Consider the following 11,897-nt stretch of genomic DNA (forward strand, 5'->3'; position numbering starts at 1 on the left):
ACGCTGCGTTGCTTTGATCGCGGCGTGATCCACAACGCCCATGACTATGAGGACGCCGTCCTGCAGTGCATTGGCGGTCTGGTGCACGCGAAAGATGGAATACAGGTACTGCACGACCTGATCAATCTGCCCGTTGACATAAGCCCTTACTGGCTCGCACTGGCCAATGGCAGTGAACTGCTTCTTGCTCGTCTGAAGACGAGCTCCGGCGAGATTGCCAAGAATCTTTTCAACGTCATGGACAAGGTGTTGGAACAGCACCAGCTGACCACAGCGTCCAACGCGCTAATCGGGTTGTTGCAGGCGCTGCCGGAAACCAAGGTGGCGGATGTACTGGTTCCACGTCTGCGGCATGTGATGGAGGTCAGAGCCGGTTTCACCATCGTTCGTTACGACGTTGGGATCGTCGACCTGCAGCGAGCCGCTTATGAATTCCAAGGGTATCAAACGCTTGGCGAAGACGGGTTGCGTGGGTGGAAGATGCCGTCCCCGAAGATCAGTCAGGCAGATTCGGGCAAGAGGACATCAGTCTATGACTGGGTGAAGGTAGATGAAACCACGTACCGCGAGATTGATGCAGCAATGGCGAACGGGTCACCGCTGCCGCTGCCCAGGGCTGTTCAGATGGTAGGGAATCCATTTATCAACATGCTGAATCGTGTTCATGGTCCCGCAGGACATCTATTTACAGGGCTTGGTGGGCTTCTCGCTATCAAGGGCATAAAAGATTCCTTGAAGTCGGCAAGCTCGCCAAATTCTGAAATCTCGAGTGATATATCGCTGCTCGCCGCGTTTTACACTCTGGTTGGGGCTGGAATCGAGATTCATTCCTCCATTTCGGTAATACTCTTTGAAAGACGCGGAAATATCCTTTTGGCCAACGGCGCGAAGATATTCGCGGCCAAATTCGGCGTCGCAATTTTTGGCGCTGGTGGAGCAGGTCTTGCAGCCATTGCAGACGTGGTCAGGGCGATTAAGGCGTTTGACGAGAGTAATTCGGAACAAGGAAAGGTCTTACTTTGGTCAGCGCTCGCAGGGGGAACGCTGGCACTAGCCATGGGGGCAGGGGGGGTGGCCACAGTCGCGTCCATTGCAGCTGGTGCACCTATTCTGGTGCTCGGGCTTACGCCGTGGGGTTGGGCACTTGTCGCCGCTGGAGCGTTTATTGGTGGCTTGGCGTTGTCGGTCGGGGTGAATATGACAACGCACGGGCCCGTCGAAATATGGCTCAAGCATAGCGCTTGGGGCGTCAGCAGCCGAAGTTACTCCAATCAAGAGGAATTGGACGCAGTCCATAGTTTGCTCTACCGACCGCGATTATCGGTGGAATGGGATAAGTCATCTGGCTATTCCGTGGGCCAGCTTCGCATTAGCTGCCAATTGCCTGACACCAACGACATCCCGGGAGAGAAATTCCAGACGAAATTGGCTTTCAACTTAAACGGAAGCCGGCTTGCTCCGATAGAAGGGCCGATCGCGTACGCTCCCGGCACAATCCCCGTCGATTATCGCCATGAATGCCTGGTTACACGCTTGGGAGCTAGAGGAAGCGAATGCGGCTGGTCAATCCAGATGCATGAAGATGCCAAGGTGGAACTCGAGTATCTGTATTTCCCGGACCCTGATTCGCGCCCTGACATAGCGTTGCGACAACCGCACGCGCCAACGCCGTTGCAGTTCTCATCGGGCGGATGGCTGTCTGACCCGATCAGTTCAGCGCTACTCGAGCCAATCCGGAGCCCAAGTAATGTCTGACACCAAACGCCTGCCAAAAAGCCTCCGGTTCGGCGGTACGCCTCTGTACCACCACCGACCCACGGGAGAGCATCCTCAACCGGACGGGGTGAGGCGCGTCAATGAACGATGTGTCGAACTCGAAACATACGCAAACTTTACGCAAAGTGGGGCCGCCAGACATATCGGGCTCGGTGTGGTGGTAGCTATCGCGGCGATCTTCCTGAAGGCGGCCATTTTGAACGATGAGTATTCGAGTTTGGAAGATTACCTCTCGATTATTTGGGTAGCACCGATTTTGCCTGCAGTTACAACACTGATTTACTTTGCCAGCGGAGGACATCGAACTCGTGGCGCATATGTTCGAATTAATAGGTGTACACAAAAGCTGTACTACGTTTTCCCCAGAAACAAACGACTTCACGTTATCGACTGGGCTCACGTTGAGGCTCTGGCTGGCTACATTCCGATATTTTCAGGCACCATCAATACGTCAAGGCATCCGCTGTACCTGTTAGGCGTGGATTTGGCCATGACCCCGCCCACCGAGATCTGTGTGGCATGTGGAAACCTTGGGGTAGCGGTCGGTGACCGGTCGGCCAAGGCGCTGTGGGCTTATCTTCAAGCCTTTATGGCCCACGGCCCCGAAGGCTTGCCTGCACCCGCGCCGCTGCCTCCTCGACTAACCCGCAAACAAGAGGCCCTCCAACCGTACCGCGAGTGGTATGCAGGATTGCGCCGCAGAATCGCAAAGCCCTACGGCCTATTGAAAGCGCCGATTACTATCCCACTTTCGCTTTGCGGGCTATTGATCCACGCTATCCCGGACAGCGTGGAGGCTTTAGTTCAATACAACGTCCCTTACGCGCAGTTCCCTGGGGAGATCGACCGGTTGTGCGGCTTCGAAGATGCGCGCACCAAGGACATCTGCATTCACAGCGGACAAATCGAACCGTGACGCGAGTCCCCCGGAAACGCCTGGCCCATGACCTATCAATGGCCTGTAAAGCTCACCGCCTGCGCATCCCGTCCAGCAGCAGATCCGTCATGAACTCGGCCAGCGCTTTCTGCGTGGTGGCGTCGGGGAGTTGGCGGGTGAAGCGTTCGATGATGCCCATGAGGAACTGCCCGAACCACTCGGGCGAGATTTCCGGGCGGAACAGGCCTGCCTGCTGCTCTGAGCGGACGTTGTCGGCGATCAGGGCCACCAGTTCGTCCTTGAGCGCTTCGGCGGCGTCGGCCTGGAAAAAGCCGATTCGAGTGAGGTTGGGGTCTTCCTGCAGGATGGCAAGCAGTGTGCCGATGCCTTGCCGGATGCGCGCGACGAGTGCCGCGCCTTGGAGGTCGCCGGGCAGGCGGGCCTGGCTGATGGCCTGGCGGAGCCGTTGGGCAAACAGGCCCACCAGCTCGTCATAGGCGGCCTGCTTGCTGGTGAAGTATTGATAGAACACGGGCTGGGTCACCCCGGCGCGGGCGACGATATCGCTGACGCGGGTGTGCTGGAATCCCCGCTCGGCGAATTCCGCCGCGGCGACGGTCAACAGTTGTCGCCGCGTGCGTTCACCCTTGGTGAGACGCTTGTCCTGCGGTGCCGAATCGGGTAGTGCCGTGATCATCGCGGAAAAGTACTACCGATCCCTGCTTTCCGCTACTGAGGGCGACGCAGACTGGCCGCGCGCTGGCCGTTTCGGCTTGCAGTCTTGCCGCCGTCACACGCCTGAAATCAGTTGAAATTCCCGTAGCGATTCGGGACATACCGCAGGGGCGCCGGCGCAGTACAGTACGCCTATCGTCTGGCGTGATGGCAATCTGCCCATGCCGGACGGCCTTGGAGCAAGATCATGAAGCGGTTTGTGGGCCGGGCGGTTGTTGTGGGATTGGCGCTGGCGGTTGCCAGCGCCCCAGCGATGGCTGGCGGGCGTGGCGGGAATTGGGGCGGTTATGGTGGTGGCTACGGCGGCGGTCATGGTGGCGGCTACCACCATCACCACGGCGGCGGTGGCAGCAGTTCCAGCGGCTGGTGGATTGGCGGCGCCTTTGCGCTGGCGTCGATCGGGCTGCTGCTGGCAGCCAATTCAGGGCCTTCCTACGTGCAGACCGGGGTTTATTCCTCTGGGGTCGGCTATACGAGCCCGCCGCTGTATGCCGCACCCGTGTATGGCACGTCGGTCTATGAAGCCGCGCCGGTCTACACCACCCCGGTTTACGAGGCGCCGCCAGTTGCCTATTCCACGCCGGTCCCGCAGTACGCGCCGGTGCAATACGAGTCCGCGCCCCCGGTCAATGCCGCCCAGGCGAACGCCACCACGGAATGCCAGCGTTGGGCCATGAACCAGAGCGGTTTCGATCCCGCCACCATCACCCAGTGGACCACCCAGATCATGGTGGACACCTACAACCGCGCGCTGGATTCTTGCATGACCAGCCGCGGATATCGCGCAAACTGACAGGCGCGGTGTCGGGTATACCGGCCGGCGCGCTCGATCGGCACGCTTCAGCGGCGCCAACCGCGCCAGGCAAATAACAAGCCGACGGCCAAGAGCACGCAAGCCGGCAGCACCCAGACGAATCCCGAGTCCGTATAGACGATCTGTTCAATCGGATCGTAGTAGCGGCCCAACTCATTGAACTCCCACCGCAAATACTGCGCGTACCAGGCGTAAAAGAAGACGGCGGACAGGACCAGGCTTGCCATCGCGGCCACGCGGGCAAACGCGACGCCGCGATGGGTGCGAACGATGCCCTTCCAGGCCAGGTAGCCGCATCCGGCTACCCCGGCCAGCACCAGCCAGTCACCCGCCTCAGCGAGCATCGCCTGCCTCCAGTTCGGCCAGGAACGTCGCCGCCTCAGCCCATTGATGTTCACTGAAGACGTACAAGCCTGCACCGCGCAGCAATTGCGCCGTCACGCCCACGCCGGGCTGCCGGCGGCCTGCAAAGTGGCCGTCGTAGACGTAGCCGCTTCCACAGGACGGACTGCCCTCTTTCAGCACGGCGATGTGGATGCCGTGGGCCTGCGCGGCTGCCAAAGCTTCGCGCGCCCCGTGCACGAAAGGCGCCGTCACGTCGTCGCCCGTCACGGCGACAACCTGCGCGTGGCCCGCCAGCACCGAGGCCGCGTCCCTGCCCGGCTCGATTTCCGCCGGGGGCCGGGGGATCGGCATGCCGCCGGCTACTTCGGGACAGACCGCCACGACACGCCCTTCTGCCAGCCAGCGGGTCAGGACCGCACCGCCATGCGGCACCCCGCGACCGTCGTAGCGCACGGGATTGCCCAGAAGGCAGGAGCTGACCAGAACGTGTTGCATTTGGGACAGGAGCCAAGCGTGGCGGGCGGCGGTCTGGGAATGTCCTCGCGGTCAGGCCGAGTCGGCCTTTTTCGCGGCCTTGCGCGGCGCGGTCTTGCGAGTTGTTTTACGCGCAGGCTTGGCGGGGGCAGCAGTGTCGGCGGCGGACGTCGACGACGGCGCCGGCTGGGCGGACTGCGCCGGGGCCGAGTCGTTCGGGCGCTCGGGCGTTCCCTGCGTCTCGGCCGCCTCCGTCTTGGCCGCCGTCTTGCGGGCGCCCCGGGCGGATTTCGCTGCGGGCTTGGCGGGCGCCGCGTCCGAAGCAGCGTCCGAAGCGGCGTCCGAAGCGGCTTCGGACGCGGACCCGGCGGTTCCTCGGCGCGCCCCGGCGAAGGGATCCGGCGCCTCGCCCCGGCGTTCGCGTTCCGTTTTGGCGGGCGGCGCAACGAACATCCATTCGGAAACGTTCACGACGGGCGGCGGGCCAGAGACAAGCGCCGATTGCGGCAGCGGGGGCATCGGCCGCATCAAGGGGGGCGCCGTATCGGCGTCTGGCCTCCGATTGGGAGCCTGCCCTTGCGCCACAGTCTGCCCTTGGCCCGCAGCCTGCCCTTCCGAGGCCGCTTGGTTTTCAGGCGCAGCCTGCCCGCCGGATGATTCCGTCACCTCGGATGCCCCACGCACTTCGGACGAACCCTGCAGCCCCGACCCGGCTTCGGCCTGCCCGGGCTGAACCGATTGCCGCGCGTCGTCGCTGCCTCTTGCGCCGCGCCCCCGGCGGCCCGAACGTCCTTGCCGCGCGCTGTCCTTCTGTGCGGCATGGCGCGCCCGCGGGGATTCTTCCAGAGGCGCTGCGCCCGCCCCCTGACCCGGCGCCTCGGACACGTCCACCACCGTGCCGCCTTCGGTCTGCTGCGGCGCGTCGGGCTGCTTCCAGGCATCCGTGCCATCGGCAAGCGCCTCGGGCGCTGCCCCGGTCTCGTCCCGATCGGCGCCCTCGCCCTGCGAACCGGCCGCGCGCCCACCCTCGGCCTTGCGGCTGCCGCGCGACTTGCGGGCATTGCGTCCGCCAGCGGCCGGCGCTTCCCCGTTATCGGTCACAACGTCGGGCGCCCCGGCGCCGTGCGCCTGGCCGCCCCGGATCGAAGGCGCATCGCCCGTGCTGTCGCGGTACACGTACGTGCCCGACTTCTCTTCGCGGCCGACTTCCAGAAAGCCGCGTGACTGCGCTTCTTCCAGCAGGTTGCCGAACGCGCGAAAGCCATAGTAGGACTCATTGAAATCCGGCTTGCGGCGCTTCAAGGCGTCTTTCAGGGCCGAGGCCCAGATCTTGCCGCTGTCGCCGCGTTCGGCCATCAGCGCCTCGAAGGTCTCGACCACCATCTCGACGGCGCGCGTCTTGCGCGCGTCCTGCTCTTCCTTGCGGCGGCGCTCCTCGTCGGGCGAGCGGCGCGGGGCGCTGGCGCCCCGGGTGTCGCGCCGTGCCTCGGCGGTACGCTGGCCTTCACGGGCCAGATCGTCGTAGAAGATGAACTCGTCGCAGTTGGCGATGAGCAGGTCCGAGGTGGATTGCTTGACGCCCACGCCGATGACCTTCTTGTTGTTCTCGCGCAGCTTGGACACCAGCGGCGAAAAATCGGAGTCGCCGCTGATGATGACGAAGGTGTTGACGTGGGACTTGGTGTAGCAGAAGTCCAGCGCGTCCACGACCAGGCGGATGTCAGCCGAGTTCTTGCCGGACTGCCGCACGTGCGGGATTTCGATCAGTTCGAAATTGGCTTCGTGCATGGGCGCCTTGAATTCCTTGTAGCGCTCCCAGTCGCAATAGGCCTTCTTGACGACGATGCTGCCCTTGAGCAGCAGACGCTCCAGCACCGGCCGGATGTCGAACTTCTGGAATTTGGTGTCGCGCACACCCAGCGCCACGTTCTCGAAGTCGCAGAAAAGCGCCATGCTGACGTTTTCGTTGGGGTTGTTCATGTTCTCTCCAATGCCACGGTCGGCAGGCCAAGCCAGGCCTCGGCGACCGCCAGAATCCGCCCATGATATACATATCCGCTTGATCTTCTCGTCCGCCCCCCTCTGCCCGCCATGCCAGACGCCCTGCCGCCCGCTGAACTCCTGACTGACCGCCTGATGCTGCGCCCCCTGTCCCTGGACGACGCGGACGCCATCCAGCGCACGTTTGCCCAGTGGGAGGTCGTGCGCTTTCTGGCCGACAAGGTGCCCTGGCCGTACCCGGCCGACGGGGCGCGCCAGTTTCTGGTGAACGCCGCGCTGCCGGCCATGCGCCGCGGATCGCAGTGGCATTGGTCGATCCGCACGCGCGCGCAGCCGGACGAGCTGATCGGCGTCGTCAGCCTGATGGACGATGACCCTGACAACAACCGCGGCTTCTGGCTGGATCCTGCCCACCAGGGGCGCGGTTACATGACCGAAGCCAGCGCCGCGGTCACCGCTTACTGGTTCGGCGTGCTGGGCAAACCCGTTCTGCGCGCGCCCAAGGCCATCGCCAACACCGCCTCGCGGCGGATCTCGTCGCGCAGCGGCATGCGGCTGGTGGGCACGGAAGAGCGCGGCTTCGTCAGCGGCCGCCATCTGGCCGAGATCTGGGAGATCACCCGCGATGAATGGCTGGCGCAGCAGGATGCCGTGGCCAAGCCTTAGACCGTCCCCGTTTTGCGCCCGGCGGCTGCGTTCGGTTTGTCCGGCGGCCGCCGGGCAGCCGCAAGCAAATCGCCCGCCTGACTGGCGGATTAAGCCGGCGCTTACCGCCTATTTCGCCCCGCTTTCCGGCCAATTGATCGGCGCGTTCGCTGGCTAGAATTCCCGACAATCCGGCTTTCCGCGCGTGGAATGCCATGTTCTCGGGCAAGATCCATGAATCCGTCTACCGTCATCGGCGCCGTTGTCGGCCTGCTCACGCTCATCATCGTCGTGGCGCTGTCCGCCAACGACGCCAGCATGTATTTCAACCTGCCCGGCCTGGCGATCGTGCTGGGCGGCACCTGCGCGGCGCTGTTCATCGCCTACCCGCTGCAGGAAGTCGTGCGCGTCTTCAAGCTGGTGCGCACGGTGTTCCGCAACGACCAGCACGACCAGCAGCGCGACATCGAGGAACTGGTGTCGATGGCGCAGCTCTGGATGAACGCCGACGTGCATAAGGTCGAGCACGAGCTCAAGAAGGTGTCGAACCCCTTCCTGCGCACGGGCGTGCAGCTGATCATCGACAACACGCCCGAAGACCAGATCATCGAACTCCTGAAGTGGCGCGTGGCCCGCCTGCGCGCCCGCGAACAGGCCGAAGCCCAAATGTTCCGCGTGATGGCCACCTTTGCCCCGGCCTTCGGCATGCTGGGCACGCTGGTCGGCCTGATCAACCTGATGGGCGTCCTGGGCGACGGCAGCATGCAGACCATCGGCCAGCAACTGGCGATCGGCCTGATGACCACGTTCTACGGCATCCTGCTGGCCAACCTGGTCTGCAAGCCGATCGCGCTGAAGCTGGAACGCCGCACGGCGCGCCGCGTCGAGTCCATGAACATGGTGCTGCAAGGCATCTCGATGATGTGCGAGAAGCGCGGTCCGGCCATGGTGCGCGAGACCCTGAATTCCTTCGTCATGCACGTCGAAGACGAAATCTATGACGGCGGCGCCGACGCCAAGCCCAAGGCCAAAGCCAAGACCGAAGGCCAGGTCAAGCCGGCTGCAACCGCTCCCGGCGCCTCGGCCGCCGCCCCCGTGTCCATCGCCCGTCCCGCTGCCGCGCGTCAATGAGCCTGATTTCCCCTTCCCTTGCGCAGCGGATCGAGCAGGCCCGCCAGGCGCAGCTGCGCGCGCAAAAGGCGGCCGCCGCCAGCGGCTGGCGGCCCAGCGACAGCGATCGCCAGGACCGCTATGCGCGCTGGCACGTCGAGGATGCCGTCGAGCAGGATTCCGAGAACTGGCTGCTGAGCTACCTTGACCTCATCACGCTGCTGCTGGCGATGCTGGTTGTGATGCTGGCGGTTGCACTGAACGGCGGCGGCTACGCCAAGTCCGAAGCGCCCGTGGAGCTGGTGGGCACGCTGGCCGCAAGCGGCCTGCCCAAATATGACGGCGAGTACGCCGAATTTGAAACCGTGCAGATCCCGGCCAGCTGGACCGAAGCACCCGCAGCCGCTGCCGCCACCGCGGCAGCCGCGCCCGCCCCGGCCGATGACGAGGTCGTGGTGGCCGAGGCCGCCAAGCCGCTGACCGCCCCGTCCAAGGAATCGCTGGGCCTGGCGGATCTGGGCAATTCGGTGGATGTGATCGTCAATGAACAGTCGGTCAGCTTTCGCATCAGCAACGAGCTGCTGTTCGCCTCGGGCCAGGCCACCCTCAGCAACGAGGGCCTGAACGTGATCAAGCGCCTGGCCGGCATTCTCAACAAGAACGACTACCAGGTGTCGGTCGAAGGCCACAGCGACCCGGTGCCCATCCTGACCAAGCAGTTCGCCTCGAACTGGGAGCTGTCCAGCAGCCGCGCGACCAGCGTGTTGCGCGAACTGGTGCGCGACGGCGTGGCGCCGCAACGGCTGCGCGCGGTGGGCTACGCGGAGACGCGCCCGATCGAGTCCAACGACACGGCCGCCGGCCGCGCCGCCAACCGCCGCGTCGAGCTGATCATGGACATCGCGCCGCCCCAGGCCAAGACCGCCGCCGCCCCTCAGGCGCCAGCCGCAGGCAAGGCGGCCGAAACGTCCCAGGCCGCCGCGCCCGCGGTTAACGCGGCAACGCCGGTCGCCAAGACGGCGGGCGGCAAGACGTCGGCCACGAACGCAAAGCCCGCCGGGAATGCCGCGAAGGCCCCGGCGTCCGCCGCGCCGGCCCAGTCTTGATCGCGTCTACGATCCCTTTTTTAGAAACCGGCGCAAGCCGGTTTTTTATTGGCCCGTCGCCGTGCGCGAACGAGGTAAAGGACGAGCGATGTAAAGGACGCTTGACACCCCGTCCGCGCCTAGCCAGAATGTCAAGCACGCTTTACATCAACAAGGGCTTTTCATGAATCAAAACCAGGCCAAGCGCCGCTATTTCAAGGAACTGGGCATCGCGCTGGCGCTGTACGTCGTGCTGCTGGCGGGCGCACTGCGGCTCAGTCTGGACATGCCGTCCGGCATGCTGCGCACCGTCGTGCTGCTGACCCCCATGCTGGCGTTCCTGCTGGCGCTGCGCGCCGTGGTGCGCGCCGTTCGCCGGTCCGACGAGTTCATCCGCAAGACCACGCTGGAACACCTGGCAATCGCCGCTGCCGTCACGGCGGGGGTCACGTTCACGTATGGCTTTCTGGAGATTGCGGGCTTTCCCAAACTGAGCATGTTTGTGGTCTGGCCGCTGATGGGCGGGGTCTGGGCGTTCACCACCATCGTCGACACGCTGCGCCATCGATGAAAAACCGCATCCGCGAATTGCGCGCCGAACGCGGCTGGAGCCAGGCGGCGCTGGCCGAACGCCTGGACGTCTCGCGCCAGACCGTCAACGCCATCGAGACGGGGCGATACGATCCGAGCCTGCCGCTCGCCTTCGCCATCGCCCGGGTTTTTCAGGCCTCGATCGAATCGATCTTCCAGGAAGACTGAGCCCCGCCGCCTTGGCGCGCGCGCGGGGTCGGCGTTAACCTAGCAGGCCCGCCGTTCGCGGCGTCTGCAGTTTGCTCTGGGAGTCCCCATGCCTTACCTGCTGCTGATCGTAGAACCGGTGGGCCAACGCGCCCAGCGCACGCCCGACGAAGGCCGAGAGGCCTACGCGCAAATGGTGCGATACGCCGAATCCCTGCAGTCGCGCGGCCTGCTGACGCGCGCCGAATCCTTAAAGTCCGATGCCGAAGGCGTGCGACTGAGCATCCGCGACGGCGACCGCCAGCTGATGGACGGTCCCTACGCCGAAGCCAAGGAAATGATCGGCGGATTCTTCCTTCTGACCTGCGAGACCCGCGAAGAAGCGCTGGCGCTGGCGGCCGAGTGCCCGGCCGCCCAGTGGGCGACGGTCGAGGTCAGGGAACTGGGGCCCTGCTTCATGTAACGCAGGGCCGGCCCGGCAGTCTGGCGCGGGCCGGCGCATGCATCAGCAATTGCCCTTCTTGGCCTGTCCGGGCGGACAGAAGCCGCCACGGCCGCCGCCATCGTGCGGATCGACGACCACCGAACCTTGCGGCGTGTACACGGCACAGCCGGTCAGCAGGGTGGCGACAAGGGCAAGACTGAACAGGACTTTCATGGTTGTGCTTCAAAGGGTTGGGGACGGAAGCGAGTGTATGAGAGGCGCCTGCAACAAGGGCTGGACCTTCGTAACCAGGTGCTAGGACGGCAGCGAAGACCCATCGACTAGGGGTTATCCCTGATTATGCAAAGTTGATGTCGATCCAGGGCATCCGCGTTCGTCGTACCTGTACAAGCGCCCCCTCGGGCCTTGCCTTCCAGGAGATTCAGATGCGATTCATGATCATCGTCCGGGCCACGCCCGATAGCGAAGCCGGCATGATGCCGGACGACAGCCTGCTCGCCTCGATGGCGACCTATCACGAAGCCTTGGTCAAGGCGGGCGTGTTGCTGGATGCCAACGGATTGCAGCCGACCTCCAAGGGCTGGCGCGTGCGCTATGACGGCAGCGGCGAACGCAAGCTGATCGACGGACCGTTCGCCGAAACCAAGGAACTGATCGCCGGCTACACGATGATCCAGGTGCGCTCGCGCGAAGAGGCGATGCAGTGGGCGATGCGCTTTCCGTCGCCCTTCCCCGGCCAGCCCTGCGAAATCGAGGTGCGCCAGGTGTTCGAACTGGATGACTTCGAACCCAGCAAGGAAGTCGAGCGCTTCCGCCAGATGCCCGCCCCCAGCCTCTGAGTCCAACGAGCCG

Annotated in this window: 15 protein-coding genes; 10 read left to right on the forward strand and 5 right to left on the reverse strand. The window is 64.2% G+C overall.

All coding sequences use genetic code 11. The features are described from left to right. On the forward strand, positions 1–1,755 hold a 1,755-nt coding region (locus HV786_RS18085; protein ID WP_175211451.1), incomplete at its 5' end, for a hypothetical protein. Further along, positions 1,748–2,692 (forward strand): DUF6708 domain-containing protein, encoded by a 945-nt coding sequence (locus tag HV786_RS18090; protein ID WP_128828462.1) that lies wholly within the window; start codon positions 1,748–1,750, stop codon positions 2,690–2,692. The genes HV786_RS18085 and HV786_RS18090, both read left to right, overlap by 8 nt. 52 nt (positions 2,693–2,744) lie before the next feature. Here the strand turns inward: HV786_RS18090 and HV786_RS18095 are convergent, their stop codons facing one another. Beyond that, on the reverse strand, positions 2,745–3,350 hold the full coding sequence (locus HV786_RS18095) for a TetR/AcrR family transcriptional regulator (RefSeq protein WP_128828461.1): 606 nt from the start codon (positions 3,348–3,350) through the stop codon (positions 2,745–2,747). A 225-nt stretch (positions 3,351–3,575) separates the two neighbouring features. On the opposite strand from HV786_RS18095, the gene HV786_RS18100 reads away from it, so the two are divergent. Continuing rightward, positions 3,576–4,181: a hypothetical protein gene (locus HV786_RS18100; protein WP_128828460.1), complete on the forward strand. Its 606-nt coding sequence runs from the start codon at positions 3,576–3,578 to the stop codon at positions 4,179–4,181. A gap of 47 nt (positions 4,182–4,228) precedes the next feature. Here the strand turns inward: HV786_RS18100 and HV786_RS18105 are convergent, their stop codons facing one another. Genes HV786_RS18105 through HV786_RS18115 form a run of 3 tightly spaced genes read right to left on the reverse strand, consistent with a single transcriptional unit; the run spans position 4,229 to position 7,001 of the window. Continuing rightward, complete coding sequence (locus HV786_RS18105) at positions 4,229–4,546, reverse strand: hypothetical protein (protein WP_128828459.1); 318 nt, start codon at positions 4,544–4,546, stop codon at positions 4,229–4,231. Continuing rightward, positions 4,536–5,042: a 2-thiouracil desulfurase family protein gene (locus HV786_RS18110; RefSeq protein ID WP_175211453.1), complete on the reverse strand. Its 507-nt coding sequence runs from the start codon at positions 5,040–5,042 to the stop codon at positions 4,536–4,538. Before HV786_RS18110 ends, HV786_RS18105 begins: the two co-directional genes overlap by 11 nt. Before the next feature lie 51 nt (positions 5,043–5,093). Then, the gene (locus tag HV786_RS18115) at positions 5,094–7,001 is read right to left on the reverse strand and encodes an NYN domain-containing protein (RefSeq protein ID WP_175211455.1); all 1,908 of its coding nucleotides are present in this window, start codon (positions 6,999–7,001) and stop codon (positions 5,094–5,096) included. A gap of 111 nt (positions 7,002–7,112) precedes the next feature. Here HV786_RS18115 and HV786_RS18120 point away from each other — a divergent pair, with 111 nt between their 5' ends. The 6 genes from HV786_RS18120 to HV786_RS18145 all read left to right on the forward strand — a co-directional run bounded on the left by HV786_RS18120 (position 7,113) and on the right by HV786_RS18145 (position 11,063). Beyond that, complete coding sequence (locus HV786_RS18120; protein ID WP_128829481.1) at positions 7,113–7,688, forward strand: GNAT family N-acetyltransferase; 576 nt, start codon at positions 7,113–7,115, stop codon at positions 7,686–7,688. 213 nt (positions 7,689–7,901) lie between these two features. After that, a complete protein-coding gene (locus HV786_RS18125) occupies positions 7,902–8,798 on the forward strand; it encodes a motility protein A (protein WP_175211457.1) in 897 nt (298 codons plus the stop codon). Further along, positions 8,795–9,883, forward strand: coding sequence for an OmpA/MotB family protein (locus tag HV786_RS18130; protein ID WP_175211463.1), 1,089 nt, complete (start codon positions 8,795–8,797; stop codon positions 9,881–9,883). Before HV786_RS18125 ends, HV786_RS18130 begins: the two co-directional genes overlap by 4 nt. Before the next feature lie 163 nt (positions 9,884–10,046). Beyond that, entirely contained in the window at positions 10,047–10,433 is a 387-nt protein-coding gene (locus HV786_RS18135; protein ID WP_128829483.1) for a hypothetical protein, read from the forward strand. Next, on the forward strand, positions 10,430–10,621 hold the full coding sequence (locus HV786_RS18140; protein WP_056317041.1) for a helix-turn-helix transcriptional regulator: 192 nt from the start codon (positions 10,430–10,432) through the stop codon (positions 10,619–10,621). The genes HV786_RS18135 and HV786_RS18140 overlap by 4 nt, the downstream gene beginning before the upstream one ends. Positions 10,622–10,709: 88 nt before the next feature. Then, the gene (locus HV786_RS18145) at positions 10,710–11,063 is read left to right on the forward strand and encodes a YciI family protein (protein WP_128829484.1); all 354 of its coding nucleotides are present in this window, start codon (positions 10,710–10,712) and stop codon (positions 11,061–11,063) included. Between the two features lie 42 nt (positions 11,064–11,105). Here HV786_RS18145 and HV786_RS18150 read toward each other — a convergent pair whose 3' ends face one another. Next, complete coding sequence (locus tag HV786_RS18150; RefSeq protein WP_172802141.1) at positions 11,106–11,258, reverse strand: hypothetical protein; 153 nt, start codon at positions 11,256–11,258, stop codon at positions 11,106–11,108. Between the two features lie 212 nt (positions 11,259–11,470). Between HV786_RS18150 and HV786_RS18155 the strand changes: the two genes are divergently transcribed. Next, positions 11,471–11,884: a YciI family protein gene (locus tag HV786_RS18155; RefSeq protein WP_128829485.1), complete on the forward strand. Its 414-nt coding sequence runs from the start codon at positions 11,471–11,473 to the stop codon at positions 11,882–11,884. The last annotated feature ends 13 nt before the right edge of the window (positions 11,885–11,897 follow it).

The organism is Achromobacter mucicolens, from assembly GCF_902859725.1.
Taxonomy (GTDB): Bacteria; Pseudomonadota; Gammaproteobacteria; order Burkholderiales; family Burkholderiaceae_B; genus Achromobacter; species Achromobacter mucicolens.

Bases quoted from the DNA above. Each gene is read 5' to 3' on its own strand.
- HV786_RS18100 (WP_128828460.1), top strand. From the start codon at position 3,576: ATGAAGCGGTTTGTGGGCCGGGCGGTTGTTGTGGGATTGGCGCTGGCG.
- HV786_RS18140 (WP_056317041.1), top strand. From the start codon at position 10,430: ATGAAAAACCGCATCCGCGAATTGCGCGCCGAACGCGGCTGGAGCCAG.
- HV786_RS18090 (WP_128828462.1), top strand. From the start codon at position 1,748: ATGTCTGACACCAAACGCCTGCCAAAAAGCCTCCGGTTCGGCGGTACG.
- HV786_RS18120 (WP_128829481.1), top strand. From the start codon at position 7,113: ATGCCAGACGCCCTGCCGCCCGCTGAACTCCTGACTGACCGCCTGATG.
- HV786_RS18125 (WP_175211457.1), top strand. From the start codon at position 7,902: ATGAATCCGTCTACCGTCATCGGCGCCGTTGTCGGCCTGCTCACGCTC.
- HV786_RS18155 (WP_128829485.1), top strand. From the start codon at position 11,471: ATGCGATTCATGATCATCGTCCGGGCCACGCCCGATAGCGAAGCCGGC.
- HV786_RS18110 (WP_175211453.1), bottom strand. From the start codon at position 5,042: ATGCAACACGTTCTGGTCAGCTCCTGCCTTCTGGGCAATCCCGTGCGC.
- HV786_RS18105 (WP_128828459.1), bottom strand. From the start codon at position 4,546: ATGCTCGCTGAGGCGGGTGACTGGCTGGTGCTGGCCGGGGTAGCCGGA.
- HV786_RS18130 (WP_175211463.1), top strand. From the start codon at position 8,795: ATGAGCCTGATTTCCCCTTCCCTTGCGCAGCGGATCGAGCAGGCCCGC.
- HV786_RS18145 (WP_128829484.1), top strand. From the start codon at position 10,710: ATGCCTTACCTGCTGCTGATCGTAGAACCGGTGGGCCAACGCGCCCAG.
- HV786_RS18095 (WP_128828461.1), bottom strand. From the start codon at position 3,350: ATGATCACGGCACTACCCGATTCGGCACCGCAGGACAAGCGTCTCACC.
- HV786_RS18115 (WP_175211455.1), bottom strand. From the start codon at position 7,001: ATGAACAACCCCAACGAAAACGTCAGCATGGCGCTTTTCTGCGACTTC.
- HV786_RS18135 (WP_128829483.1), top strand. From the start codon at position 10,047: ATGAATCAAAACCAGGCCAAGCGCCGCTATTTCAAGGAACTGGGCATC.
- HV786_RS18150 (WP_172802141.1), bottom strand. From the start codon at position 11,258: ATGAAAGTCCTGTTCAGTCTTGCCCTTGTCGCCACCCTGCTGACCGGC.